Annotated in this window: 25 protein-coding genes and 1 pseudogene; 10 read left to right on the top strand and 16 right to left on the bottom strand. The window is 70.9% G+C overall.

Translation table 11 applies throughout. The features are described from left to right. Positions 1 to 86: 86 nt before the first annotated feature. Positions 87 to 734 (top strand): annotated as a pseudogene (locus NS283_RS19260) (DUF998 domain-containing protein); the annotation flags it as partial. A gap of 277 nt (positions 735 to 1,011) precedes the next feature. Here NS283_RS19260 and NS283_RS14145 read toward each other — a convergent pair. The 6 genes from NS283_RS14145 to NS283_RS14120 all read right to left on the bottom strand — a co-directional run bounded on the left by NS283_RS14145 (position 1,012) and on the right by NS283_RS14120 (position 7,690). Further along, a complete protein-coding gene (locus NS283_RS14145; protein WP_081317434.1) occupies positions 1,012 to 4,182 on the bottom strand; it encodes an efflux RND transporter permease subunit in 3,171 nt (1,056 codons plus the stop codon). An 81-nt stretch (positions 4,183 to 4,263) separates the two neighbouring features. Then, entirely contained in the window at positions 4,264 to 4,629 is a 366-nt protein-coding gene (locus tag NS283_RS14140) for a fluoride efflux transporter FluC (RefSeq protein WP_058597495.1), read from the bottom strand. A 21-nt stretch (positions 4,630 to 4,650) separates the two neighbouring features. Next, on the bottom strand, positions 4,651 to 4,875 hold the full coding sequence (locus NS283_RS14135) for a hypothetical protein (protein ID WP_058597494.1): 225 nt from the start codon (positions 4,873 to 4,875) through the stop codon (positions 4,651 to 4,653). A 61-nt stretch (positions 4,876 to 4,936) separates the two neighbouring features. After that, entirely contained in the window at positions 4,937 to 5,827 is an 891-nt protein-coding gene (locus NS283_RS14130) for an alpha/beta hydrolase (protein WP_241492256.1), read from the bottom strand. Between the two features lie 10 nt (positions 5,828 to 5,837). Further along, the gene (locus NS283_RS14125; protein WP_058597492.1) at positions 5,838 to 6,272 is read right to left on the bottom strand and encodes a hypothetical protein; all 435 of its coding nucleotides are present in this window, start codon (positions 6,270 to 6,272) and stop codon (positions 5,838 to 5,840) included. Then, entirely contained in the window at positions 6,269 to 7,690 is a 1,422-nt protein-coding gene (locus tag NS283_RS14120; RefSeq protein WP_058597491.1) for a flavin monoamine oxidase family protein, read from the bottom strand. The genes NS283_RS14125 and NS283_RS14120 overlap by 4 nt, the downstream gene beginning before the upstream one ends. A 56-nt stretch (positions 7,691 to 7,746) precedes the next feature. On the opposite strand from NS283_RS14120, the gene NS283_RS14115 reads away from it, so the two are divergent. The 3 genes from NS283_RS14115 to NS283_RS14105 all read left to right on the top strand — a co-directional run bounded on the left by NS283_RS14115 (position 7,747) and on the right by NS283_RS14105 (position 10,867). After that, on the top strand, positions 7,747 to 8,379 hold the full coding sequence (locus NS283_RS14115; RefSeq protein ID WP_153001365.1) for a TetR/AcrR family transcriptional regulator: 633 nt from the start codon (positions 7,747 to 7,749) through the stop codon (positions 8,377 to 8,379). 143 nt (positions 8,380 to 8,522) lie between these two features. Next, on the top strand, positions 8,523 to 9,593 hold the full coding sequence (locus NS283_RS14110) for an alpha/beta hydrolase (protein WP_058597490.1): 1,071 nt from the start codon (positions 8,523 to 8,525) through the stop codon (positions 9,591 to 9,593). Beyond that, entirely contained in the window at positions 9,590 to 10,867 is a 1,278-nt protein-coding gene (locus NS283_RS14105) for an MFS transporter (RefSeq protein WP_058597508.1), read from the top strand. The genes NS283_RS14110 and NS283_RS14105 overlap by 4 nt, the downstream gene beginning before the upstream one ends. 37 nt (positions 10,868 to 10,904) lie before the next feature. Here NS283_RS14105 and NS283_RS14100 read toward each other — a convergent pair whose 3' ends face one another. From NS283_RS14100 to NS283_RS14085, 4 genes are all read right to left on the bottom strand, one after another. Further along, positions 10,905 to 12,353, bottom strand: coding sequence for an aldehyde dehydrogenase family protein (locus tag NS283_RS14100; protein WP_058597489.1), 1,449 nt, complete (start codon positions 12,351 to 12,353; stop codon positions 10,905 to 10,907). Position 12,354: 1 nt separating this feature from the next. Next, the gene (locus NS283_RS14095; protein WP_241492255.1) at positions 12,355 to 13,128 is read right to left on the bottom strand and encodes a class II aldolase/adducin family protein; all 774 of its coding nucleotides are present in this window, start codon (positions 13,126 to 13,128) and stop codon (positions 12,355 to 12,357) included. After that, the gene (locus NS283_RS14090; RefSeq protein WP_206542561.1) at positions 13,125 to 14,054 is read right to left on the bottom strand and encodes a carbohydrate kinase family protein; all 930 of its coding nucleotides are present in this window, start codon (positions 14,052 to 14,054) and stop codon (positions 13,125 to 13,127) included. The genes NS283_RS14095 and NS283_RS14090 overlap by 4 nt, the downstream gene beginning before the upstream one ends. 130 nt (positions 14,055 to 14,184) lie before the next feature. Beyond that, positions 14,185 to 14,550: a fluoride efflux transporter FluC gene (locus NS283_RS14085; RefSeq protein ID WP_058597487.1), complete on the bottom strand. Its 366-nt coding sequence runs from the start codon at positions 14,548 to 14,550 to the stop codon at positions 14,185 to 14,187. 262 nt (positions 14,551 to 14,812) lie between these two features. On the opposite strand from NS283_RS14085, the gene NS283_RS14080 reads away from it, so the two are divergent. After that, a complete protein-coding gene (locus NS283_RS14080) occupies positions 14,813 to 15,307 on the top strand; it encodes a transporter substrate-binding domain-containing protein (RefSeq protein WP_058597486.1) in 495 nt (164 codons plus the stop codon). Next, the gene (locus tag NS283_RS14075; protein WP_058597485.1) at positions 15,304 to 16,305 is read left to right on the top strand and encodes a cation diffusion facilitator family transporter; all 1,002 of its coding nucleotides are present in this window, start codon (positions 15,304 to 15,306) and stop codon (positions 16,303 to 16,305) included. The genes NS283_RS14080 and NS283_RS14075 overlap by 4 nt, the downstream gene beginning before the upstream one ends. On the opposite strand, the gene NS283_RS14070 is transcribed toward NS283_RS14075, so the two are convergent. Together NS283_RS14070 and NS283_RS14065 are read right to left on the bottom strand one after the other, a co-directional pair. Further along, complete coding sequence (locus tag NS283_RS14070; protein ID WP_058597484.1) at positions 16,280 to 17,245, bottom strand: DNA topoisomerase IB; 966 nt, start codon at positions 17,243 to 17,245, stop codon at positions 16,280 to 16,282. The genes NS283_RS14075 and NS283_RS14070 overlap by 26 nt on opposite strands. Before the next feature lie 4 nt (positions 17,246 to 17,249). After that, positions 17,250 to 17,519: a DUF7218 family protein gene (locus tag NS283_RS14065; RefSeq protein ID WP_058597506.1), complete on the bottom strand. Its 270-nt coding sequence runs from the start codon at positions 17,517 to 17,519 to the stop codon at positions 17,250 to 17,252. Between the two features lie 233 nt (positions 17,520 to 17,752). On the opposite strand from NS283_RS14065, the gene NS283_RS18975 reads away from it, so the two are divergent. The 3 genes from NS283_RS18975 to NS283_RS14055 all read left to right on the top strand — a co-directional run bounded on the left by NS283_RS18975 (position 17,753) and on the right by NS283_RS14055 (position 19,683). After that, positions 17,753 to 17,917, top strand: coding sequence for a hypothetical protein (locus tag NS283_RS18975; protein WP_013584263.1), 165 nt, complete (start codon positions 17,753 to 17,755; stop codon positions 17,915 to 17,917). A gap of 315 nt (positions 17,918 to 18,232) precedes the next feature. After that, on the top strand, positions 18,233 to 19,078 hold the full coding sequence (locus tag NS283_RS14060; protein ID WP_058597483.1) for a DUF4097 family beta strand repeat-containing protein: 846 nt from the start codon (positions 18,233 to 18,235) through the stop codon (positions 19,076 to 19,078). Then, positions 19,078 to 19,683 carry a PadR family transcriptional regulator gene (locus tag NS283_RS14055; protein WP_058597505.1) on the top strand — a complete coding sequence of 202 codons (606 nt, stop codon included), beginning with the start codon at positions 19,078 to 19,080 and terminating at the stop codon, positions 19,681 to 19,683. The genes NS283_RS14060 and NS283_RS14055 overlap by 1 nt, the downstream gene beginning before the upstream one ends. A 4-nt stretch (positions 19,684 to 19,687) precedes the next feature. On the opposite strand, the gene NS283_RS14050 is transcribed toward NS283_RS14055, so the two are convergent. After that, on the bottom strand, positions 19,688 to 20,203 hold the full coding sequence (locus tag NS283_RS14050) for a universal stress protein (protein WP_058597482.1): 516 nt from the start codon (positions 20,201 to 20,203) through the stop codon (positions 19,688 to 19,690). A 163-nt stretch (positions 20,204 to 20,366) separates the two neighbouring features. Between NS283_RS14050 and NS283_RS14045 the strand changes: the two genes are divergently transcribed. Next, the gene (locus NS283_RS14045; RefSeq protein ID WP_013584267.1) at positions 20,367 to 20,549 is read left to right on the top strand and encodes a DUF3073 domain-containing protein; all 183 of its coding nucleotides are present in this window, start codon (positions 20,367 to 20,369) and stop codon (positions 20,547 to 20,549) included. 36 nt (positions 20,550 to 20,585) lie between these two features. On the opposite strand, the gene NS283_RS14040 is transcribed toward NS283_RS14045, so the two are convergent. From NS283_RS14040 to purM, 3 genes are read right to left on the bottom strand one after another with little or no spacing between them, the layout of a single operon-like run. Beyond that, positions 20,586 to 21,803, bottom strand: coding sequence for an MFS transporter (locus NS283_RS14040; protein WP_058597481.1), 1,218 nt, complete (start codon positions 21,801 to 21,803; stop codon positions 20,586 to 20,588). Beyond that, positions 21,800 to 23,275, bottom strand: a complete 1,476-nt coding sequence (purF, locus tag NS283_RS14035; RefSeq protein WP_058597480.1) for an amidophosphoribosyltransferase — start codon at positions 23,273 to 23,275, stop codon at positions 21,800 to 21,802. Before purF ends, NS283_RS14040 begins: the two co-directional genes overlap by 4 nt. A gap of 6 nt (positions 23,276 to 23,281) precedes the next feature. Next, positions 23,282 to 24,424, bottom strand: coding sequence for a phosphoribosylformylglycinamidine cyclo-ligase (purM, locus tag NS283_RS14030; RefSeq protein WP_058597479.1), 1,143 nt, complete (start codon positions 24,422 to 24,424; stop codon positions 23,282 to 23,284). Between the last annotated feature and the right edge of the window lie 57 nt (positions 24,425 to 24,481).

Raw genomic sequence — 24,481 nt, 5'->3', positions numbered from 1 at the left:
CGGCTTTACCCGATTAGCCGACGGGGGCCGAGGGTCTCGCGGTGCTGGGGGGCTTTCGGTCCACGCCTCAGGGAAAGCACCCGAAAATGAGCCTCGCGGTCCGACCAACCGTTTCCTCCCCCTCCTTCCGCATCGTCTCCCGTGAGGCGCTGACGGCGTCGCGCACTCTGGCGCGGAGCGTGAGCGCCCTTTCGACGATGCACGTAGCGGCGTTGGTCCTGGTCGTGCTCGTGGGCGGGATCCTCGCCTCGATCATCACGACGACCGATCCGCTCTGGTGGCAGCTGCACTTCAGTCAGCTCGGCACCTTCCACGATGTGTCCGGCGCGTTCTTCAACACCACGCTGAAGGTCGGGGGCGCTCTCGTCGTCGTCTACGCCTTCCGGGTCCGCCTCGACCTTCGCCGGCTCGGTTCACGTGCGGGCCGCCGGGGAGCCGCGACCGTCGCCCTGATCTGCCTCTCCGTGATCGGCGTGAACCTCGCGCTCGTGGGCTGCGTTCCCCTCAACACCAACAAGGACCTGCACGACAAGGTCGCCGGCATGATGGTCCTCGGCTTCGCCGCACTGCTCATCACCACGCCCGTGCTGCTGCACCGTCTGCACCGGCGCCTGGCGATCTCGACAGCCCTCGTCTTCGTGTTCCTGTTCGCGGGCGCATGGCTCTTCGTCACCGCGACGATCAATCTCGCGCTGTTCGAGGTGATCGCGTTCGCCGCGATGTTCGGGTGGTCCGGCGTGTTCACGCACGCTCTCGCTCAGGCCGGCGTCCGGCCGGAGGCGACGCCCGCGGCCGCCACCGAGGCAGAACCCACCTTCCCCGCGACGTCGGCCCGCCGGGCGGCACGACGCCTGTCGTCGGCGCGTCGCCCGGTGACGCGCCTCGCGACCCTTGGCGCCGGCAGCACCGGCCACAGGCCCCTGAGCGCGTCGAAGGGACCGGACACGCGCGCGGCGGCTTCGACACGCTCAGTCACCGCGGCGCGATCCGCCGCTCGCGCGGTCGGCGCCGTCAGTGCCGGTCGCGCAGCTCGCGTCGGCTCAGCGGGTGTCCGTCCTCTGCAACGACCTCCGGCGCGGCGGGCTCAGGCGTCTCGCGCGCCGCACGCCGTGCGACGCGTCGCTCCCGCGCTCCCTCGACGAGGTTGTACAGCGTCGGCAGCACCAGCAGCGTCAAGAAGGTCGACGACACCAGCCCGCCGATCACCACGACGGCCAGCGGCTGCGAGATGAACCCCCCGTGCCCGGTGATGCCCAGCGCCATCGGTACGAGGGCGAAGATCGCGGCGAGCGCGGTCATCAGAATCGGGCGAAGACGTCGTGAGCCACCGACGATCGTGGCCTCGTAGACGCTGAGTCCCCGCGCGCGGTACTGGTTCACGAGGTCGATGAGCACGATCGCGTTGGTCACGACGATGCCGACGAGCATCAGGGCACCGATCATCCCGGCCACCCCCAGGGGCACCCCGGTCACCAGCAGCAGGAGGATCGCTCCGGTCGCGGCGAACGGCACCGACACCAGCAGTTCGAGCGGCTGGCGGAGCGACTTGAAGGTCGCCACCATGACGACGTAGACGATGAGGATCGCGGCCAGCAGGGCGAGACCCAGCTGCCCGAAGGCATCCTGCTGATCGGTGACCGCGCCACCGACCTTCGCCGTCGCCCCCTCCGGGAGCTGCACGTCGGCGAGCGCCGCGTTCACGCTCGACGAAGAGCTGCCCAGGTCATCGGTCGTCGGGGTGACGGTCACCGTCGCGGTGCGCAGGCCCCGGGCGGTCGTGATCGACGGGGGCGTCTGGCTCTGCTCGACCGTGGCGATCTCGTCGAGGCGTACGGTCCCGCCCGCGCTCGGGATCTCGAGGGCGCGCAGCGCGTCGACCGTCGCGGGCGGGTTCTCCGCGGCGACGTACACCGTCACGCCGCGGCCGTTGATCTCTACGGTGCCGGCCTGGCGCGGCTGCATCGTGTTGGACACGAGCGCACCGACCGTCCGCTCCGACAGCCCGCGTTCGGCCGCGGCCGCGCGATCGACACGTACCGAGACGAACGGCAGCGACGCGGAGAGGCTGCTCGTGACCTGCCCGATGCCGTCCTTGCCCTGCAGGCCCGCGACGACGGCGTCGTTCGCCGCCTGGAGGGACTGGCCGTCGGCGGCGGTCACGTCGACGGTGATGTCGGTGGACCCCAGGCCGCCGCCCGAGGCGGCGACCTCGATCTCGCCGGCATCCGTGATCCCCTCGAGCTCGGTGCGCACGCGCTCGCGGAGGTCGACCTGATCGACGCCCGCCTGCGAGGTGATGGAGTAGGTGATGCCCGAGCCGCCGCCCGAGAACGCGTCCCGGAGGGCCGATCCGCTGGATCCGATCGAGGTCTGCACGGTCTCGACACCGGGGGTGTCGAGGAGCACGGCCTCGACCTTCTGCGCGGCGGCGTCTTCGGCATCCAGGCTCGGAGCGGACCCGATCTTCTGGGTCACGGTGAAGGTGTTCTGGCCCGAGTCCCCGAGGAAGTCGGTCTTGAGCAGGGGCACAGCGGCGAGGGTTCCGCCGAGCACCAGCACGGCCACGGTGAGCGTGACCCAGGAGTGCTTCAGCGTCCACCGGAGGATGGGCACGTACCCCTTCTGCAGACGCGAGGGCGGCGCGTCGGGGGCCTCGGGGTCGATCGGGTTGCCCTCGGCATCCCGGATGACCTTGCCCGGCTTGAGGAACCACGACGCCAGCACCGGCACGATCGTCAGCGACACCAGCAGCGAAGCGGCCATCGCGATCGTGACGGTGAGGGAGAAGGGACGGAACAGCTCGCCGGTCACGTCGCCGACGAACGCGATCGGGAGGAACACCGCGACCGAGGTGATCGTGGATGCCGTGATCGCGGCCGCCACTTCGCGCACCGCGCGGACGATGGTGGGGATCTTCTCGGCGTCGCCGACGTAGTGCCTCTTGATGTTCTCGATCACCACGATCGAGTCGTCGACGACGCGACCGATCGCGATGGTGAGAGCACCGAGCGTCAGGATGTTCAGCGAGTAGCCGAACGCCTGGAGTCCGACGAAGGTGATCAGCACGCTCGTCGGGATCGAGATCGCCGTGACGAGGGTCGAGCGCACCGACATCAGGAAGATGAGGATGACGACGACGGCGAAGACGAGCCCGAGCAGACCCTCCTGGGCGAGCGCCTCGATCGACTGCTCCACGAAGGGGGCCTGATCGAAGACGACCGTGAAGGTGGCGCCGTCGCCGAGCGTGGACTCCAACCCCGGGAGGGCGGCGAGCACTCCGCGCGACACGTCGACGGTGTTGGCGGCCGGGAGCTTCGTGACGGCGATCGTCAGGGCGGGCTTGCCGTCGACGCGCGACAGGGTCGTGGTGGGGTCGGCCCCGAGAGCGACACTGGCGACGTCGGCGATCGTCGTGGCGCCGGCGCGGAACTGCGCGGCATCGGAGGGAACGAGGGGAAGAGCGGCGATCTCGTCGACGCTGGTGAGCTTCACGCCCGTCTGGACGGTCAGGGTCTGATCGCCCTCGGTGATCGATCCGCCCGGGAAGAGCACGCCGTTCGCGTCGAGGGCGTCGGTGATCGACTGCTGCGTGTACCCGCGCTCCGCGAGCTTGCCCGCGTCGGGGGTGATGGTGACCCGCTGGCCCGTTCCGCCGACGATCTGCGCGCCGTTGACGCCCTCCACATCTTCGAGGTCGGGGATGATGCTCGTCTGCAACGTGGACTGGACGGCCTCGGCGTCGCTGAAGCCGGTGACGGCGAGCTGGATGACCGGGAAGTCGTCGATGCTCGCCGACGCGACGGTGGTGTCGGCCGACTCGGGGAGCTGGTCCTTGATGCGCGCGATCGCGGCCAGGATCTTCTGCTGCGCCGAGGCGAGATCGGTGCCGTAGGTGAAGGACGCCGAGACGATCGACGAGTTCGTCGTGCTGGTGGCCGTCGTGGACTCGAGCCCGTCCACGCCGCGGATCGCGTTCTCGATCGGTGTCGACACGTCGGCTTCGACCACCTCGGGAGAGGCGCCGGGGTATGTCGTGACGACCGCGAGCTGCGGGAACTGGATCGAGGGGATCAGCTCCTGCTTCAGGTTCGTCAGCGCGAGCCCGCCGAAGATCGCCGCGACGATCGTGACAAGGGCGATCAGGGCGCGGTTCTTCAGGCTCAGGACGGCCAGATACGACACGAAGGACCTCTCGGGATCACGATTCGATACAAAGATGTATCGACGCCCAGTATCCCACGCACCCCCGGGGGCGAGGCCGGGTCAGAGCAGCGAGCCGATGGCCAGACCGGCGAGCGCGGCGAGCACCGAACCGACGAACGACGCCACCGCGTAGATCGTCGCCGTCCGCGTCCGCCCCTCTTCGGCGAACAGCGCAGTCGCCACCGCGACAGCGCTGAACGTCGTGTAGCCGCCCAGCAGCCCCGTCCCCACGATCCACCGCCACGCCTCGTCCGCGGGAAGACGACTCAGGATGCCGAGCACCAGCGCCCCCGAGAGGTTGACGACGAGGATGCCCCACGGGAAGCTCTCGCCCGTCCGCCGACGGATGGCGACATCGAGCAGGTACCGCGCCGCCGCACCGATTCCGCCCGCGAGGGCGACGGCGGCGAAGACGAGCGGGGTCACGCCCGTCAATCTACGCGGCGATCAGGCCTCGAGCGCTTCGACCCGGCGACGCAGCTCGGCCGCCTTCTCCGCGCCGATCTGAGCGGCCGCCAGCTGCAGGGCCGCGCTCGCGGTGAGCGTCTTCGCCACGAGGTAGGTCGGGCTCTTCTTCAGGTCGGGGATGACGTCGAGGATGATCGCCTCGGCATCCGGGTCGGTCATGAGCTTGCCGAGCTTCACTTTCGCGAGGTCGTATCGAGCGGCCATCGTGTCTCCTGATCCGGGTGCTCCGTCGTCACCCTGTCGAGATTTTTGCACATATGTACAGCTATGTCAGGATTCGGGAAGGATTCCGCGCGATCTCGCCGGTCAGCGCGAAGGCGGCACGGGCCTCCGGCGTCCAGAACGCGCCGACGTAGACGTGGAAGCCGTCGGGGGCCGTTTCCAGCCGCACCGCGGAACCCGCCTCGCGCGCCCGCGCGGCGAACGACACCGCGTCGTCGAAGAAGATGTCGCGGCCGCCCTGGAAGATCACCGTCGGCGGCAGGCCCGCCAGATCGGCGCGAATCGGGTTGAGCGCGGCATCCCGGAGCGACCGGCCGCGCGCCCACGCGACCGCACCCGCGCGCAGCCCCGGCACGCGCAGGGACGGGTCGCGTCGCACGCGGCGCGCGATCGCGGGGTTACCGAGCTCGAGGTCGAGCCAGGGCGAGAAGAGCACGAGAGCGTCGGGGCGGCGCTCGGCGCGGGATGCGAGCCCGAGGGCGACCGTCCCGCCCGCCGAGTCCCCCGCCACGAGGAGCCTCGACGAGCCCGCGCGGCGGACCAGACGCGCGTATTCGGCATCGACGAAGGCCGCGGTCTCCTCGGCGTCATGCTCCGGAGCGAGCGGATAGTTCACCACGGTGATCGCCGCTCCCGTGCTCCGCGCGAGGCGTTCGATGATCCACCAGTGCTCGGCGACGAGCGGGTTCACGAGTCCCCCACCCGGCAGGTACATCAGCTCGACGCCCGGCGTGCGCGTCGCCGGTTCGTAGCGGACGACGGGGAGCCCGCCGGGTCTCGTCACGACGACGCGGCCCGAGCGGCGCAGCCGCGCCGGCGGATCGACGGGGCGGCGGTCGGGTGACAGCGTCGAGAGGTAGTCGTCTCGGGCGAGCGCCCGGCGGATGCTCGTGGCGTTGATCCACATCGCCGCCGCCGTGAGCTTCATCGCCATCGACACGGGCTCAGCCCTCCGCGGCCGTGTCGGCGAGCGCGTTCGTCGTGACGAGTCGCACGACGGCGGGCAGCCCCGCCGCGATCTTGCGCCCCACCAGCGGCCCGAACACCGCGGCGAGGGGCCCGGTGATCTCCACCGCGTGCGTCACCGACAGCCCGTGGGGGGTCTCGCGCATCCGGTGGGGGAACGACAGCACCGCGCCCGGCAGACCGATACGGAAGTTCATCGCGACCCCGGGCTGCAGCTCGGTGAAGGTGAACCGTTGCGCGGGCGTCCCGTGGTTGACGACGCGCCCGGTCGCGCCGACGCGCGGCGGCGTCGCGAAGGTCGCCTCGCACAGATCGGGATCGTCGATCGCCCAGTCCTCGGGGGTCGTCCATCTCTTCCACACGGCCTCCGCGGTGGCGGTGGTCAGGTGGGTGTACTCGCGGCGCCAGGTCATCGGGCGGCTCCCGTCTGCTCGTGATCGGTCGAAGAAGAGGCGAGGATGTTGCGCGCCTGGAGGGCGGCTCGTTCACCGGCGCGGACGGCACCATCCATGAACCCGGTCCACCGCTCCGCGGTCTCGGTTCCCGCCCAGAGGATAGGACCGACGGGAGCACCGACCGCGGCGGCATAGGGCACCACGGCCCCCGGCCCCGGGGCGGCCGTGGGTCCTCCGCCGACCCACGGCTCGGCCCCCCAGCGCTGGTCGATGTAGCCGACGGCATCCAGAGCCCGCGGGCCGAAGAGATCGGCGAGCGACGACAGCGCGCGCGCCCGCCGCTCGGGCTCGGGAAGCTCGTCCCACTCGCGGGCGTAGACGCCGCCGATGAATCCGAGCAGCACGCCGGGACCGTCGGAGCGCGCGGGGCTCGCGTCGAAGGTGATGAACACCGGTCCGGTGTCGGAGAGCCCCTGGCCCGACAGATCGCTGTCGCGCCAGAACGGACGCTCGTAGATCGCGTACGCCTTCGACAGCACTCCGGCGGGCCAGCGCTGCGCCATCTGCGTATGAACGGGCGGCAGGGCGGGCGAGAAGTCGATCCGCCCGCGCTGCGACGGAGGGACGGCAACCACGACGGTGCGCGCCGTGACACGTTCGTCGGCGGTCGAGACGCGCACACCCTCGTCGGTGACCTCGATCGACCGCACCGGCGCGCTCAGCCGGAGGGCCGGACCGAGCTGCGCGGCGAGGCGCACCGCGATCTCGTGCGACCCCTCGACGAAGTGCTCCTCCTGCGCGCCGCCCTCGGTGTCGAGCATCGACGACAGTCCGCCGGCCTGGTGGATGTAGTGCAGGGCGTGCAGGAAAGAGAGTTCGTCGGGCTCGCACCCCCACGTCGTCCGGCCCGCGATGGCGATGAGGTCGCGGGCCGCCGCCGAGGCGCGCGAGCGGCGCAGCCACGACCCCAGGCTCTCGGCATCCCACTCCGTCGCGTGCGCGGCCGCGGCCGGGTCACCGCACGGAACGGTCCGCGCCAGGCGGTCGAGGGTGAGCTGGATGCGGCCGACGTCGAGGAGGTTCGCCCCCACGGGCGGCACGGTGCCCCGGTAGCGCCGGTGCTCGCCGCGCCAGCGGATCACGTTGCGACCGGCGGAGTAGGTCGGATAGCGCGAGACCCCCACCTCCTCGGCCAGCGCGAGGATGCGGTCCTGGCCCGGGCCCACGAAGGTACCGCCGAGGTCGACGTGGACGCCGTCGACCTCGGCCGACGACACGCGTCCCCCGACGCGGGAGGCGGCTTCGAACACCGCCACGGTCGACCCGAACTGGCGCAGGCGATGGGCAGCGGTCAGGCCCGAGAGACCCGCACCGACGACGATCACGTCGACGTCGGCGCGAGGGGCGCGATCCGCGACGTTCGAGGAAGCGGTCATAGGCTTGCTCCGTTTCTGGTGTGGCACCGACCGGCGCGGTCGGCGAGGAGGGCAGCGTGAGCGAGACGACGAGTCGATCGATGCGAGCCCGCGGCCGCGCGCGACGCGAGCTGCTGCTGGACGCGACGCTCCGCATCATCGCGGAGGGCGGGATCGCGGCCGTCACGCACCGCGCGGTGGCCGCGGCGGCGGGGGTGCCGCACTCGTCGACGACGTACTTCTTCGACTCCCTCGACGACATGATCGGCGAGGCCGTCGCGCACGCGATGGCCGCCGAGATGGATCGTCTGCAGCAGTTCCGCTCGCTGCTGGAGACCGGCGGGAACCACCCGGGCGCGGCGATCGACGAGTTCGTCGAGATCGTGCGCAACCAGTCGCAGGAGAACACGGTCGCGCAGTTCGAGATCTACCTGTTCGCCTCGCGCCACCCGGCCCTCCGGGAGCACGTCGAACGCATCCTCGACGAGACGCGGGCGTTGGCGGCGGCGGTCCTGCGCAGCAACGGCGTGACCGACCCGCACGCCGCCGCCGCGGTCGTCGCCCTGATCGACGGTTTCGCCCTGCATCGCATCGCCCGTTCTGAGGAGGTCCAGTTCCAGTCGCTGGCGCACGCTCTGCGTGCCGCCATCGTCGGGTTCGTGACCCTTGCCACGACGTCGTCGCTGAGCGAGGATCGCTCGGGCGACTAATTGGCACAAATGTACATGTTTAGACGGAGCCAGTTGCACGGTCCGCGCTGAATTCACACGACGGATACAGAAAACGGTACTTCTGTGCAATAAAGTAACCCGATAGTCGATCCCATCGCCGTGATCGACAGAAGGGTTCCTCGATGATCCGTCCCCGCCCCCAGGACCACCTCCTCCGCTGGGGTGCCCGCGCTCTGGGCTCGATGCCGCCCGCGGTCCTCCGCTCGGTGAACGGCAGCCCCGTCGTCATCGACGGCAACACCCTTCACCCCGCGGTGCAGACCTCGCTCCGGGTGATGAACGACTCCCCCGGGGCCCACTTCGAACGCCTTCCCCTCGACGAGGCGCGCGGCCACATCGAGCTCGAGGCGTGGACGTTCGCCGGCACCACCCGCCTCGCGCAACGCGAGGACATCACGATCCCGACGCGCGGGGGCGGCGTTCCCGGACGCGTCTACCGGGCCCGGCTCGACCGACCGTCCCCCGGCACGATCGTGTACTTCCACGGCGGCGGGTGGGTGCTCGGCTCGGTCGACAGCGCGGATGCCACCTGCCGCACGCTCGCGAAGAGCACCGGAATGACGGTGGTCTCGGTCGGGTACCGCCTGGCTCCCGAAAACCCGTTCCCCGAGGGGCTCGAGGACTGCATCGACGCCTTCCGGTGGGTGCGCGACACCGCTGCGCGTCACGGCGGGACGGCGGCGACCGTCGGGGTCGGAGGGGAGAGCGCCGGCGGCAACGTGGCGGCGGTCACCTCGATCGTCACACGCGATGACGACGAGGGCGCGCCCGCGTTCCAGATCCTGTTCTGCCCCGTCACCGACCTCTCGCGCAAACACCGCTCGTACGAGCTGTTCGCCGACGGCTTCTTCCTCACCGAGGCGCAGATGGACTGGTACGCCGCCCACTACCTCCGAGGCGGCGGACGAGCCGACGATCCGCTCGTGTCGCCTCTCCTCGCCGAAGACCTCGGCGGCCTCGCCCCGGCCTACGTCGCCGTCTCGGGCTTCGACGTGCTGCGCGACGAGGGCATCGCGTACGCCCAGCGCCTCGAGGAGGCCGGGGTCGACACGACCCTCGTGAACCACACGGGTCAGATCCACGGCTTCTTCAACGCCTGCGGAGCGCTGAAGGACGCCCGGGATGCCGTGAGCGCCGCGGGCACGTGGGCTCTGTCGCGCGTCTCGGCGCACGCCGAGGGCGCACGCCGGTGACCGCCGAGGAGCAGACCGCTCCGGTCGCCGCCTACGCCGAACCCACCCGCCCGGTGCACGCGGGCTGGATCGCCGCGTTCGCCGGAGCATGGCTCGGCCTGTGGATGGCTCAGCTCGTGCCCGTCCAGGTGCTCCTCCCCCTGCAGATCGCGGCGCAGCACGCCTCGGACGAGTGGCTCACCTCTCTCGTCTCCTACGGCCTCGTCAGCGCCGTCGCCGGAGCGTTCGTCGTGGTCGCCTATCCGATCGTCGGAGCGCTCAGCGATCGCACGCGATCGCGCTTCGGGAGGCGGCGACCGTGGATCCTCGGCGGGTCGCTGACGGCCGCTGCCGGTCTCGCGCTCCTCGGCATCCAGACCGAGACCGTCGGCACGATCGTGATGTGGACCGTCGTCATGCTCGGGTTCTGCATGGCCTCGGCGGCTCTCACCGCCGTGATGGCCGATCAGGTGCCCGAGGGCCAACGCGGACTGGTGTCGGGGTGGATCTCGGCGCCGAACGCCCTCGGCATCCTGCTCGGCATCGTGCTGGTGACCGCGGTGTTCACGACCATTCCGTCGGGTTACCTCGCGCTCGCGGTCTGCGCCGTGGTCCTCGCCGTGCCGTTCGTCGTCGTGCTGCGCGATGCACCGTTGAGCGCGTCGGATGCCGCCCGGCTCGGGCCGCTCACGGCGCGGTCGGTGCTGGCATCCATCTGGGTGGATCCGCGCCTGCACCCGGACTTCGCCTGGACCGTGACGAGTCGCGTGCTCATCAACCTCGGCAACGCGATCGCGACCACGATGCTGCTGTACTTCTTCACCTTCGCGCTCGGCGTCGCCGACCCCACCGGGTTCCTCGTGTTCACGACGGTGATCTACATGGTGGTCACGATCGGGGCGTCCATCGCTCTCGGCAAGCTCAGCGACGTGCTGGGGCGACGGCGGGTGTTCGTCCTGGCATCCGGGACCGCGCAGGCGGTCGCCGCCCTCCTGCTCGCCGTCGCCCCGGCCGAGAGCACGGCGATCGTGGGAGCCGTGCTTCTCGGGCTCGGGCAGGGCTGCTTCTTCGCGGTCGACCAGGCTCTCGCGACGCAGGTGCTCCCCTCGGCCGAGACGCGCGGCAAGGACGTCGGCATCATGAACATCGCCATGGCCGGACCGCAGGCGTTCGGGCCCCTTCTCGGGGCCGGGGCCGTGGTGCTCTTCGGGGGCTTCCCGGGGCTGTTCATCGCCAGCGGCGTGACCGGGCTCCTCGGGGCCGTCGCCGTCATGCGGGTGCGGTCGGTGCGCTGAGGCTCGGGGCGCGCGGAGGGCGCTGTGCGCCGAGTCCTCACCCGTACAGCAGGCGGATGATCCGCTGCACGAGCGCGTCCACCCGGGGCGTGCGCCGCATCGTCGTGAGGGTGAGGAGTCGGAAGCGCTGACGCGTGATCGCCTTCGCGTAGGCGAACTCGCGCAGACCGTCGGCCCCGTGGATCCGCCCGAAGCCGGAGTCGCCGACACCGCCGAACGGCAGCGACGGCACCGCGGCGAACGAGATGACCGAGTTGATCGCGATCATGCCTCCGCGCAGGCGCTCGGCCAGTGCGCGCCCCCGTCGCCGCGAGAACACCGCACCGGACAGCCCGTACCGCACGGCGTTCGCCTTCGCGACGGCTTCGTCCATGGATGCCACGCGGTTGACGACGAGCGTCGGGCCGAACGTCTCTTCGCGCACCGCCGACGACGACTCGGGGACGTCGACCAGGAGGACCGGCGCGAGCGTCTGCCCGGTCTCGACGAGAGCGCCCTCACGGAGGACGCCGCCGGATGCGAGCGCATCGGCGATGTGCTCGCGCACGACATCGGCCTGACGGGGCATCGTGAGCGGACCCAACCGCGCCGCGTCGTCGGTGCCCGCGCGCAGCTCGCGCACGCGCTCCGAGATGGCGTGCACGACGCGGTCGTAGACGAGCGTGTGCGCGTAGACGCGCTCGATGCCGATGCAGGTCTGACCGGCGTTCGAGTACGCGCCCCACACCGCCGCATCGGCCGCGGCCTCGATGTCGGCATCCGCGTCCACGAGCAGGGCGTCTTTGCCGCCCGCCTCGATCACGACCGGGGTGAGGGTCTCGGCGCACGCGGCCATGACCCGCTTGCCGGTCGCGGTCGAACCGGTGAAGGCGACCTTGTCGACGCCCGCCCGGCACAGCGCCGCACCCGTGTCACCGAAGCCGGTCACGATCTCGAAGACCTCGGGCGCGCCCCCGGCCCGCACGAAAGAGCGGCGCAGCCAGTCGCCCACCGCGGGGGTGTACTCGCTCGGCTTGAACACGACCGCGTTGCCCGCGGCGAGCGCGTACGCGAGGGAGCCCATCGGAGTGAACACCGGGTAGTTCCAGGGTCCGATCACCCCGACCACGCCGTACGGGAGATACCCGAGGCTCGCGGACTGATTCAGCATGAGCAGGCCCGCGCGCACGCGGCGGCGGCGGAGGGTGCGTTCGGCATGCCCGGCCGCCCACGAGAGGTGATCGAGGGCGAGCATGATCTCGAGCCGCGCGTCGCCGACGGGCTTGCCGGTCTCGGCGCGCACGACGGCGATCAGCTCGTCGAGGTGCGCGACGATGTCGCGCCGCCACGCGTCGAGGACGCGGCGCCTGCCGCGGAACCCCTGGATCCGCCATCCGCGCGCGCCTTGACGAGCGCGGGCCACGGCCGCACCGACGTCGTCGCCGTCGTGCACGGGGAACGTCCCGACGACACGACCGTCGAGCGGACTCAGGGAGTCGAACGTCATCTCACGCCTCGTGCTTCTGGCCGTAGCCGGTGGCGACCGCCGCGGCGACCACGTCGGCCTGCTGCTCCGGGCTCAGTTCCGCGGGGTCGCCCGCGGCGCGGGCGCGCAGGTAGATGTCGCACGCCCACTCCAGCAGTGCGGTGTGGGCGACGGCGTCGGCGAGGTCGCGCCCGGTCGTGACCGCGCCGTGGTGCGCGAGGATCACGGCGTTCGCGCTCGAGAGCGCGTCGCCCGTGGTCTCGGCGAGCTCCGGCGAGCCGAACACCGAGAACGGGACGACCTCGATCTCGCCGCCGAGGGTGAGCTGCTGGTAGTGCACGCAGGGCAGACGGTCCGAAACGAGCGACACGGCGATGGCAGCCGGAGCGTGCGTGTGCACGACGGCGCCCACCGCGTCGTCGGCGTAGGCGGCGAAGTGCAGGTCGAGCTCCGAGCTGGGCGCGAGGTGGCCGAGCACGAGGTGCCGGTCCTCCCCGACGATCACGACGTCATCGGCCACCGCCTCGGCGAAGACCACACCGGTCGCGGTGATCGCGATCCCGTCGTCGACGCGCACACTGACGTTTCCCGCCGTTCCCTTCACCAGCCCGTCGGCGGCGAGCGCGCGGCACACGGCCGCGACGCGCTCGCGGGCGTCGTCCGCGGGTGCCGCCGCGGACTGTGCCGCGTCAGGCTGTGCCCCGGTGGGCTGCGCTGCGGCGGGCTGTGCTGCGGCGGGCTGCGCCGCGTCAGGGGTCGGGGCCGCGTCGGCCGCGCCCGTGCGTGCGTCCGTCACCGGGGCACCGTCGCCAGAAGAGCGTCGATGGATGCCGCGTCATAGGTGCCGAACGAGGTTCCGACCCCGGCCACCACCTGCGCGGCCGTGGCCGAGCCGAACCGCGCCGCGTCGGCGGAGGACCGTCCCTGCAGCTTCGCGAACACGAAGCCGGCGGAGAACGCGTCGCCGCCCCCGCTCGTGTCGACCGGCTCGGCTGGGACGATCGGGATCTCGCGGAGCTCCCCGCCCTCGACGAGCACGATGTCTCGGCCCCCGTCGGTGATCGCGACCACGCGCGCGCCCGCTGCGGCCAGGGCGTGCGCGGCCGCGTGCAGGTCGGCGGCCTCGGTCCAGCCGAGCGCCTGCTCGGCGTTGGGGAGCACGTAGTCGGTGTGCGAGAGAAGAGGCTCGATCAGCGCGTAGAAGGCCTGCTCGCCGCCGATGAGGAAGTCCAGCGAGGTCGTGGCACCGTGGTCGCGCGCGTAGTCGAGGATCTCGATGACGTTCTCGGGACCGAGCAGCTCGGGCGCGCCGACGTGGACGTGGTCGGCCGCGGCGAGCGCGTCCCACGGCACGACGTCGGCCGCGAGGGCGTTCGCGCCGACCACGTGGAGGGCGGGGCGCGACCCGTCCGAGCGGATCGGGAGCACCGAAGCCGAGGTGGGGAGGTCGCCCACGCGGAGGTTGCCGACGTCGATCCCCTCGTCAGCGAGGAGCTGGGCCAGCACCCGCCCGGTCACGTCATCGCCGACAGAGCCGCTCGTGACGACGCGGGCGCCGAGCTTCGCGAGGACCAGCGCGGTCCCACCCGCGGGGCCGGCCGCCGACATGACGATCTCATCGACGAGGAGGGACCCCTGTCCCTCGGGGATCTCGTCGACGGGTTGCACGATCGTGTCGAGCACGTGTGCGCCGAGCGTGACGATCTGAGGGGCGGCGGTCATCATCGAGCCTCCGGGTCGGGTCACCGCACGGACGGCCCGCGCGGAGTAAGTGGCACATTTGTACCATTTTCTCTCCGCGCGGACAAGCAGCCCGAGGTCACGCGCACCGCAGACGAGTGCGCCGCGCCGCTCAGCGCGACCGAAGACGCCCGCGCCCGAGAACCACGCCGGCCCATGCCGCCGCGGTCCCCACGAGCACGGTCGCGGCGCCCCACCACAGCTGGGCGAGGTCGGCGGACTCGACGGCGAGCGCGCTGTAGGTCGTGAAGCCGCCGAGGACCCCGGTGCCGAGGAACAGTTGCGCTCGCTGCGCGCGCGAGGACTCCGGCATCCGGGCTCGGAAACCGAACACGACGCCGATCGCGAACGCCCCGACCACGTTGATGAGGGGAACGAGAGCGGGCCCGAGGTCGTCCCCCAGGGCGAGGGTGAGCCCGGCGCGCGCGGCGGTGCCGATCGCGCCGCCCACCGCGACGAGGACGACATCGCGCCACATGCTCACCGCGCCACCCTACGCCGCTCTCCCGCACCGGCGCCGGAGCGCGCGCCCGCCCGAAGCCCCGTCGAGTGTCCAAAACACGCCGTAACCGGTCATCGCATTGCGGCGTGTCTTGGACACTCAACGCCCGGGAACGCGGCGAGGGAGCGCGGCACGGGGGCAGGGCGCGAGGGCGGGAGACGGGGCGCGCGCAACCCCCGCGACGCGCCGGCCCCGGACGGAGCAGAATCCGGGCGTCCACTCAACGGAAGGCGGAGTCATGCCCAGATCGAGACCCGCGGCCGTCGTCGCCGCGGCGCTGAGCGTCCTCTTGCTCGCGGGCTGCGGCATCCGGATCCCTACCGACCCGCAGGGCACCCTCGACCGCGTCGAGGGGGGAGTCCTGCACGCCGGCATCTCCCCCAACGGCGACTTCGTGCGCATCGACGGCGACCTGCCGAGCGGGAGCGAGGTCGACGCCCTCACCGACTTCGCCGCCTCGATGGATGCCGAGGTCGACTGGACCGTCGGCTCCGAGGAGGCGCTCGTCCGCGGCCTCGAGAACGGCGATCTCGACGTCGTCGCCGGCGGCGTGACCGACGAGACCCCGTGGACGGAGCGGGCCGGGATGACGCGTCCCTACGGTGAGGTCACCCTCGACGACGGGTCGGCCGCGAAGCTCGTCATGCTCGTCCCGCTCGGCGAGAACGCCTTCGTCTCGCGGCTCGAGACCTTCTTGACCGACGAAGCCGCCACCGAGGGGGTCGGGGGATGATCGCGCGCTTCGGCCATACCGAGCTCCCCGAGCGGCAGGCCCGGGTCCTGCGCCGCGCGATCCACCTCGAGTGGATCACGCTCGCGTTCCTGGCGGTGACCGCCACCCTCGTCTTCCTCGTCCTCGGCAACTCGCAGGCGATGAAGGCGGCCTGGACCGAGGACCTGCTCTCGTTCATCCCCCCGATCGCGTTCCTCATCGCCGTGCGTCTGGCGCGGCGCCGACCCACCGTCCGTCACCCCTACGGCTTCCATCGCTCGGTCGCGATCGGCCACCTCGTCGCCGCTGTCGCCCTGACCGCGATGGGCCTCTTCCTCATCGTCGACTCCGGCATCGGCCTGCTCACCGCAGAGCACCCCACGATCGGCACCGTGAACCTTTTCGGTGTCACGATCTGGCTCGGCTGGTTGATGGTCGCGGTGATGGCGGTCACGGGCATCCCGCCGGTCATCGTCGGCCGGATGAAGCTCGGGCTCGCTCGCGAGCTGCACGACAAGGTGCTCTACGCCGACGCCGACATGAACAAGGCCGACTGGATGACCTCCGTCGGCACCATCGTGGGTGTCCTGGGGATCGGCGTGGGCCTGTGGTGGATGGATGCCGCGGCGGCGATCTTCATCGCCGGGAGCATCGTCCACGACGGCATCAGCAACCTGCGCGCCGCCGTCGTCGACCTGATGGACGCGCGCGCGACGACCTTCGACGACGCCCACCCGCACCCTCTCGTGGACCGGGTGGACCAATACCTCGCGGGGCTCCCGTGGGTACGGGAGGCCGGTAGCCGCGTGCGAGACGAGGGGCACGTGTTCCACATCGAGGCGTTCGTCGTCCCCCGTCGCCGGAAGGTCGCGCTCGCCGACGTCGACAGTGCCCGGCAGGGATGCGTCGCCCTCGACTGGAAGATCCAGGACGTCGTGGTGGTGCCCGTCCCGGCGCTCCCCGACATCGTCGACGCGATCACCGTCGACGCGGTCACTCCCCGAGGATCAACCGCCTGATCGCGGCATCCTTGGACCCGCCGAGCTCCATCGTGCGCCCCTTGCGGTACAGCGAGAAGACGCGGGGGTCGATGTAGCTCGACCGCGCCACCGCGGGCGTGTTGCCGAGCGCCTCGGCGGTCGCACGAACCGCAGCGACCTCGGCCTTCTTGCGTTCGTTCTTGCCACCCGTGGCCCCGACTTTCGCGAGCGACTCCGCCGCGAGGATCGTGCCGCGCAGCGTGCGGAAGTCCTTCGCGCTGAACGGTCCGCCGGTGAGGGAGCGGACATAGGCGTTGACATCGCCGGGGGTGAGCGGCACGCGCCGCCGCCCCCGCTTGTAGCTGAGGAGAGCGGCGCGCGAGCGGCCGAGCGCGAGTTCTTCGACGAGGGATGCCAGTTCCGCATCGTGAACGCGAAGGTCGGCGCGCTTGCCGCTCTTCGCGGGGAACGAGAGCCGGATGAGGTCGCCCTCGACCGTGGCATCCCTGCGTTGGAGAGTGGTCAGGCCGCGGCTGCCGTTCGTGACGAAGTACCGCGCGTTCCCCACGCGCGGAGCGACGAGGTCGAGGAAGCGGAACGACACCGCCAGCACCCGCTCCCGGTCGATGTCGCTCCGGCGCAGCGATTGCGTCACCCGGGCCCGGGCTCGCGGCAGCGCCTCGGCGAGCTGCAGCGCACGGGCGAACTTGCCCTTGTCCTGCCGCTTCGACCAGTCGGCGTGATAGGTGTACTGGCGCCTCCCGGCCTCGTCGGTTCCCACGGCCTGGATGTGCGCGTTGGGCTGTGTCGCGATCCACACCTCCCGCCAGGCCGGCGGGATGACGAGGCTCCGCGCGCGTTCGGCTTCGCGCTCAGGCACCGGGGCACCCGTATGGTCCACGAAGCGATAGCCCGACCCCGAGCGCACGCGGCGGAACCCGGGGTCCTCGTAGGGCCGGACGCGGATGAGCCGCGGCATCGGGTCAGTGGTTGCGGAGCATGTCGATCAGCTCCGCCTTCTTCTTGCCCGAGTAGCCCGTGATGCCGAGCTCTTTCGCGCGCTTCTTCAGCTCGTCGACCGTCCGGTCCTCGTAGTTCTCGGCGTGTCCGCCCTTCTCGCCGACCTTGCCGCGACCCTGGGCCGCGGCCGCGTTCGAGATGCGCGCAGCCTTCTCTTTCGAGTCGCCCTGCTTGCGCAGTTCCTCGTAGAGTTCCGGGTCTTTCAGACTGTTGGATCCTCGCCCCTGGGGCATGATCGTCTCCTTCCGTCGGACCACCGACGCTACGACCACCGCGAGGCGGACCTCCTCGGGGTTGACACCGCGCCCGCGATCGCCCGCGCCCTCCCCTTCCCCCGCGCGAGCCCGGCTAACAGCGTTTTCCCAGGCGCGTCAACCCCCTCCCGATCCGCTGACCGAGTGACACGGTTGAAGAACCACTCGCCAGGGTGCCGCGTCGTGACGCGGTGAACAGCAAGGAGCCCCCCATGAACATCTTCCTCATTATCATCATCGTGGCCGCGATCGTCATCGCCATCGTGAGCGGGATGAGCCAGGCCGCGAGCTTCCTCCTGTGGGTCGCGATCATCGTCGGCCTCATCGCCCTCATCGTGCTGTTGTTCCGCCTGATCAGCGGACGCAAGCCCGTTTGACCCCCTGAGAGGTCGACGCGTTTCGGGTGCGCGTCACCTCCCCTCCGGCGGTTCTCCCGCCCCGGATGCCACGTGCTCATCGAGCGCGTGGCATCCGTCGTTCCGGGGGTCGGAGCGAAGCGATCGGCGGGGACGAGCGGAGGACGAGGGACCGGCGGAGGACGGTCCGGGGCCGAGCCTCCTCCCGTCGTCACATCTCCTTCCCTCACCCCGCCCCGGGCACGACGCGCGCCGATCACACCCGGCGCTTGACGAAAACGCGATATATCTCGATACTGTTCTCGAACGCGATATATCGCGAGAGAGGAGCCCGCCATGGAGAAATGGATCGTCCACCCCGGCGAGACGCGCGTCATCGACCTCGAAGACGTGCGCGAGCTGAAGATCGGCCTCGTCGGCGGCCAGATCGACGTGATCGCCCACGACGAGCCCGGCGCGCGGATCGAGGTGCACGGCGTCACGGTCAAAGACCTTCGCATCGAGATGACCGACGGCCGCCTCGAGATCGACCACCCGCAGCTGCGCTGGGACAACTTCCTCGAGGTGTTCCGCAACTTCGGCGCCGGCGGCCCCAAGGCCGAAGTGAGCGTGGCCGTGCCGCGCTCGGTCGCCCTCACCCTCGGCGTCGTGAGCGCGAGCGCCCTCGTCTCGGGTCTGCGCACCGATGCCCGGCTCAACACCGTGTCCGGCGACATCATCGTCGACGGCCTGGTCGGCGACGTGAGCGCGAACGCGGTCTCGGGCGACGTGCAGGTGCGTGAGCTCGAGGGGGCACTCAGCGCCAACAGCGTCTCCGGCGACGTCACCGTCACCGGCGCCGTGACGAAGGCGTCGATCGATACGGTCTCGGGAGCGATGCTCGTGGACTCCACCGGCCCCGTGCAGTCGATCGCGCTCAACTCCGTCAACGGCGCGGCCACCATCCGCCTCGACCGCGGCCTTCCCGCCAACTACGTCTCCCGCTCGGTGAGCGGGCGCGTGCAGATCGACGGACACGTCCGCTCGGGCTCGGGCCCCACCAACTACACGGGTTCGACCGGCACCCTCGCCGGGTCGTTCGTCGACGTGCGCGCCAACACGGTCTCGGGAGAGATCACGGTGCTGCGCCGCGGCATCTCGGGACTCCGCCCCGAGGAACTCGCCGGAGAGGAGGAGTGGTGATGAGCCCGGTCTTCTCGCACGGCGGTCTGCGCCTGTACATCCTGAGCCTCCTCGACGAGGCCCCGCGCCACGGATACGACCTCATGCAGGCCCTGTCCGACCGCACGGGAGGCACCTACTCCCCCTCGGCCGGAACGATCTACCCGCGCCTTGCGAAGCTCGAGGACGAGGGCCTCGTCACGAAGACCGTCGACGGACGCAAGACCGTCTACGAGATCACGGATGCCGGACGCGCCGAGGTCGCGGCCCGCACGGGCGACCTCGAGGGCATCCAGGCGGACCTGGCCGACAGCGTGCGCCTCATCGCCGACGAGGTGCGTGGGAGCGTCCGGGATGCCATGCGCAGCCTCCGCGCCGATCTCGCCGCCGCGTCCCGTGAGGAACGCGAGCAGGCTGAGACGACCCCCGTCGACGACGCGCGCTCCCGGACGCGCGAGCAGCTGCACCGCGCGGATGCCGCGATCACCGAGTTCCGCGGACGCGTCCGTTCGGAGTTGCGGTCGCACGTGGCCCGCGGCGGCGAGCTCACGGCATCCGGAGTCGACGAGATCGAAGCGGCGCTGCGTCACGCGTCCGAGTCGGTCGCGCGCGCGATGCAGGGCTGACGCCTCACTCCCAGGGCAGATCCTCGTGGGCGCCGACCGGCTCTCCCAGCGGAACGACCAGCACCGGACGGTGCTGCCGGTGAGAGAGCCGGGCGGCGACCGAACCCGTCAGGAACTCGCGGAGCGACTCGCCCAGTCCGCGCTTGCGGGTACCGACGACGAGCAACGACGCACCCACCTCGTCGGCGAGCTGGATCAGCGACAGCGCGGGATCGCCGATCAGCTGCCGCACCGACCACGTCACGGGATTTCCCGCGAGGGCGAGCGCCGCATCCTTCTCGACCTCGGCCAGCGCAGCCCGCGCCACCTCGCCCGCGACGTCGAGGGTCGCCGAGTTCACGTACCCGTCCGGATCCTCGAAGGCGACGAACCGCGTGGTGTCGACGTGCGCCACGATCAGTTCGACGCCCGCCAGTGCGGCGTACCGCGCGGCTTCGTGCACGACGCGGGGCGATTGCCCCGGCACGACTCCCGCGATGACGGCTCCGGATGCCACCGCCGACGGCTCGTGGTCGCTCATTCCGTTCTCCCCTCGTCGCCGGTGAACCCCCGCGCGGACCGCCGACGGTCGGGGTCGAGGGGCACCGTGATATCCTGGGTGTTACTCTTACCGGCTCGGTCCGGAACCGCAATACGCATGGCCCTGAGCACGGCCTGCGATGTCGATCGTGAGGGGGTCTCGCATGGGGCGTGGCCGTCAGAAGGCGAAGCACACCAAGATCGCCCGTGAGCTGAAGTACGACACCTACTCGGTGAACTACGCAGCGCTCGAGCGCGAACTGGGCGCACCCGAACCGGGTGAAGACGCGTACGTCGACAAGTGGGCGGACGAGTACTCCGACGAGTACGAAGACGAGAAGGCGTAGGGCCTCAGCGCCCTGCACAGGCTGCGTCCGCGGCTGTCACCAGGCGGTGCCGTGACGGCGCTCCCAGGCTTCTTCGATCGTCTCTCCGCGTGAGACGACGATTCCCGCGGGGATCACGCACGCGATGACGACACCGAGCACGATCAAACCGGCCGTCCATCCGCCGGTCAGCTCGTGGGTGACGCCGATGGCGAGCGGCATGAGCGCGGCGATCCCGTAGCCGACGCTCTGCACGAACCCGCTCAGCGCGACCGCGGTGTCGTGCGACCGCGTCCGCAGACCGAAGAGCACGAGCGCCATCGGGAACAGCAGGGGCGGGATGCCGATGAGCACCACCCACAGCGTCGTCGCGGCCGCGGGCGCGAAGAGCAGCCCCGCGACACCGGCGAGCCCGCCCACTACGGCGACGACGTAGAACGGGGCGACGCTCCGCGCGCGCACCACCAGCAGCGGGACCACGAGCGACACCGGCAGACCCATGAACGAGAACAGGGCGAGCAGCCCGCCGGCCTCGGTGGCATCCACCCCGGCCACGCCCATCACCAGCGGTGGCAGCCACGCGAAGAGACCGTAGGCGACGGAGGAGTTCACGGCGAACGTCGCCGCCAGCGCCCACGTCTGCGGCACGCGGACCACACGTGACAGCACCAGAGTCTTCGGCTGCTCGATCACGTCCGCCCGGGCCGCCCGGGCACGCAGGCTCATCGCGACCCACGGCACCACCGCGGCGACGGCGACCGCCGCCCAGAGCGCGAACGAGCCGCGCCACCCGATGCTCTCGGCCAGCGGGACCGCCACGAGCGGCGGCATGAAGGTGGCGACCGCCATGGTGGTCGTGTAGATCGTCGTCATGAGGCCGATGCGGGTGGGGAAGTATTTCTTCACCACCGCGGGCAGCAGCACATTGGCGACGCCGACCGCCGCGAAGATCCCGGCGGTCGCGGCGAGCAGGGTCATCGCATCGACGGCGATCGCGCGCATCCCGAGCATGGCCGCCGCGACGACCGCGGCGAGGAGCACCAGGCGTTCGAGACCCACGCGTCGCTCGATCGCGGGCGTCACGAAGCCCGAGATCGCGAAGGCGACCGGCGGAGCCATGCCGATGAGGCCGACGACGGCGGCCGGGAGGGGGAAGTCGCGCTCGATGACGATCAAAAGCGGCGACAGCGACGCGACGGCGATGCGCAGAGTCAGCGCGAGCAGGACGATTGCTGCCGCGGCGAGCGCGACGATCCCCGCGCGGCGCGGAGTCAAGACTCCTGGCTACCCTCGACCCAGGCCAGGTACTCCTCCGACACGGTGCCGGTGACGTAACGACCGTCGAAGCAGCTCATGTCGAGGTCGACCAGATCGGTGCCCTCCATGATCGCCGCCTTCAGGTCGTCGACCTCCTGGTAGACGAGGTAGTCGCAGCCCAGCTCCTCGGCGATCTCCGGGATCGTCCGGCCGTGCGCGACGAGCTCGTGGCGGGATGGCATGTTGATGCCGTACACGTGCGGGAAGCGCACGGGAGGAGCGGCCGAGGCGAACGTGACGCTCTTGGCTCCGGCATCCCGAGCCATCTGGATGATCTCGCGGCTCGTCGTGCCGCGCACGATCGAGTCGTCGACCAGCAGCACGTTCTTGCCCTGGAACTCGGTGGACATGGCGTTGAGCTTCTGGCGCACGCTCTTCTTGCGCACCGCCTGCCCGGGCATGATGAACGTCCGGCCGACGTAGCGGTTCTTGTAGAAGCCCTCGCGGTACTCGATACCGAGCTTGCGGGCCACCTGCATCGCCGCCGGTCGCGCCGAATCGGGGATCGGCATGACCACGTCGATGGATCCGGCGGGGGTGTACTTCGCGACGGTGTCGGCGAGGCGCTCGCCCATGCGCAGGCGCGTCTCGTACACCGAGACGCCGTTCATGACCGAGTCGGGACGCGCGAGGTAGACGTACTCGAACGAGCACGGCGCGAGCATCGTCTTCTCGGCGCACTGCTGGGCGTGCAGCGTGCCGTCGAGGCTGATGAAGACGGCCTCGCCGGGTTCGACGTCGCGGACGACTTCGAAGCCGGCGTTCTCGAGCACGAGCGACTCGGATGCCACGATGTACTCGTCGCGGGTCTCGCCGCCGGGCACCTCGGGCGCGGGACGCTTGCCGAGGATGAGCGGGCGGATGCCGAACGGGTCGCGGAAGGCGAGCAGACCGTATCCGGCGATGAGGGCGATCGAGGCGTAGGACCCCTCGACGCGCTCGTGCACGCGACCGACCGCGCGGAAGACCTGAGCGGGGTCGAGGTCGGGTCCGGTGATCTCGGACTGCAGCTCCGAGCCGAGGATGTTCACGAGCAGCTCGGTGTCGCTGCTGGTGTTCAGGTGACGACGGTCCTTGCTGAACAGCTCGCGCGTGAGTTCGCGGGTGTTCGTCAGGTTGCCGTTGTGGACGAGCACGATGCCGTACGGCGCGTTGACGTAGAAGGGCTGCGCCTCTTCCTCGTTGGAGGCGGTGCCCTTCGTCGCGTAGCGCACGTGGCCCAGCCCGATGTCGCCGAGGAGGGCGCGCATGTCGCGGGTGCGGAACGCCTCGCGCACCTGCCCGCGGGCCTTGTGGATGTGGAAGACGCCGCTGGACTCGGCCGTGGCCATGCCCGTGGAGTCCTGTCCCCGGTGCTGGAGGAGGAGGAGCGCGTCGTAGATCTCCTGGTTGACCGGGCCCTGCCCGGCCATGCCGACGATGCCGCACATGTGGTGTTACTTCGCTCCGTTCGCCGGGTGACCGGCATCCGCGTACGAGCCGACCAGGCGCACGGCGCCCCCGTCGACGCCCTTCGCGCCCTGTTCGTACTCGCCGTCGGGGCGCTGGTCGTCGCGGACGACACCGACCTGCCACGTGGCGATGCCGTCGGCCGTGAGCGCCGCGATCGCGACATCCGCGACCTCCGGCGAGACGACGGCGAGGAAGCCGATGCCGAGGTTCCAGGTGCCCTCGGTCGCGGTCAGCTCGAGGCCGCCGATGTCAGCGAGCACGCGGAACACCGGCGAGGGGCTCCACGTCGACCGGTCGAGGTCGACCCACGTGTTCTGGGGCAGCACGCGCGCGAGGTTCGCCGCGATGCCGCCGCCCGTGACGTGGCTGAGCGAGTGGATGCCGGAACCGACCGCCGCGTCGTCGAGAAGACGCAGCAGCGGTGAGGTGTACAGGCGCGTGGGCTCGAGGAGCGCCTCGCCCCACGTGCCGCCGAGGTCGGCGGAAGCCGAGCCGTACGCGATGCCCGCGCCGGTGATGATGTGGCGGACGAGCGAGTAGCCGTTGGAGTGCAGACCGCTCGAGGCGAGCGCGAGCACGACGTCTCCGTTGCGCACGCGATCCGCGCCCAGCACGCGGTCGGCCTCGACCACGCCGGTCGCCGCTCCCGCGACGTCGTAGTCGTCGATGCCGAGCAGGCCGGGGTGCTCCGCGGTCTCGCCGCCGACGAGCGCGGTGCCCGTGGCCGCGCACCCGCGCGCGATACCCGCGACGATGTCGGCGATGCGCTGCGGCACGACCTTGCCGCACGCGATGTAGTCGGTCATGAAGAGCGGACGCGCGCCCACCACGACGATGTCGTCGACGACCATGCCGACGAGGTCTTCGCCGATGGTGTCGTGCTTGTCGATCGCCTGCGCGATCGCGACCTTCGTCCCGACGCCGTCGGTGCTCGTCGCGAGCAGGGGCTTGGCGTAGTCGCGGAGGGCCGAGGCGTCGAAGAGGCCGGCGAAACCGCCCACGCCACCGAGCACTTCGGGCCCGTGCGTGCGGCGCACGGCCGACTTCATCAGTTCGACGGCGAGGTCTCCGGCGGCAGTGTCGACGCCGGCAGCGGAATAGGGGTTCTCGTGGGGAGCGGAAGCCACCGGACCAGACTACCCGGGGCGGCTGTGTGCGGGCGTCGCGCTCGGCGGGGCGAGGGT

The sequence above is a fragment of the Microbacterium testaceum genome (assembly GCF_001476285.1).
GTDB classification, from domain to species: domain Bacteria; phylum Actinomycetota; class Actinomycetes; order Actinomycetales; family Microbacteriaceae; genus Microbacterium; species Microbacterium testaceum_B.
The sequence above is the reverse complement of the archived record's forward strand: the minus strand, read 5'-3'. Positions and strand labels throughout refer to the sequence as shown.

Bases quoted from the DNA above. Each gene is read 5' to 3' on its own strand.
- NS283_RS14130 (WP_241492256.1), bottom strand. From the start codon at position 5,827: ATGGCGATGAAGCTCACGGCGGCGGCGATGTGGATCAACGCCACGAGC.
- NS283_RS14045 (WP_013584267.1), top strand. From the start codon at position 20,367: ATGGGGCGTGGCCGTCAGAAGGCGAAGCACACCAAGATCGCCCGTGAG.
- NS283_RS14070 (WP_058597484.1), bottom strand. From the start codon at position 17,245: ATGCCGCGGCTCATCCGCGTCCGGCCCTACGAGGACCCCGGGTTCCGC.
- NS283_RS14055 (WP_058597505.1), top strand. From the start codon at position 19,078: ATGAGCCCGGTCTTCTCGCACGGCGGTCTGCGCCTGTACATCCTGAGC.
- purF (WP_058597480.1), bottom strand. From the start codon at position 23,275: ATGTGCGGCATCGTCGGCATGGCCGGGCAGGGCCCGGTCAACCAGGAG.
- NS283_RS18975 (WP_013584263.1), top strand. From the start codon at position 17,753: ATGAACATCTTCCTCATTATCATCATCGTGGCCGCGATCGTCATCGCC.
- NS283_RS14075 (WP_058597485.1), top strand. From the start codon at position 15,304: ATGATCGCGCGCTTCGGCCATACCGAGCTCCCCGAGCGGCAGGCCCGG.
- NS283_RS14085 (WP_058597487.1), bottom strand. From the start codon at position 14,550: ATGTGGCGCGATGTCGTCCTCGTCGCGGTGGGCGGCGCGATCGGCACC.
- NS283_RS14125 (WP_058597492.1), bottom strand. From the start codon at position 6,272: ATGACCTGGCGCCGCGAGTACACCCACCTGACCACCGCCACCGCGGAG.
- NS283_RS14090 (WP_206542561.1), bottom strand. From the start codon at position 14,054: ATGACCGCCGCCCCTCAGATCGTCACGCTCGGCGCACACGTGCTCGAC.
- NS283_RS14120 (WP_058597491.1), bottom strand. From the start codon at position 7,690: ATGACCGCTTCCTCGAACGTCGCGGATCGCGCCCCTCGCGCCGACGTC.
- NS283_RS14135 (WP_058597494.1), bottom strand. From the start codon at position 4,875: ATGGCCGCTCGATACGACCTCGCGAAAGTGAAGCTCGGCAAGCTCATG.
- NS283_RS14110 (WP_058597490.1), top strand. From the start codon at position 8,523: ATGATCCGTCCCCGCCCCCAGGACCACCTCCTCCGCTGGGGTGCCCGC.
- NS283_RS14100 (WP_058597489.1), bottom strand. From the start codon at position 12,353: ATGACGTTCGACTCCCTGAGTCCGCTCGACGGTCGTGTCGTCGGGACG.
- NS283_RS14050 (WP_058597482.1), bottom strand. From the start codon at position 20,203: ATGAGCGACCACGAGCCGTCGGCGGTGGCATCCGGAGCCGTCATCGCG.
- NS283_RS14065 (WP_058597506.1), bottom strand. From the start codon at position 17,519: ATGCCCCAGGGGCGAGGATCCAACAGTCTGAAAGACCCGGAACTCTAC.
- NS283_RS14080 (WP_058597486.1), top strand. From the start codon at position 14,813: ATGCCCAGATCGAGACCCGCGGCCGTCGTCGCCGCGGCGCTGAGCGTC.
- NS283_RS14060 (WP_058597483.1), top strand. From the start codon at position 18,233: ATGGAGAAATGGATCGTCCACCCCGGCGAGACGCGCGTCATCGACCTC.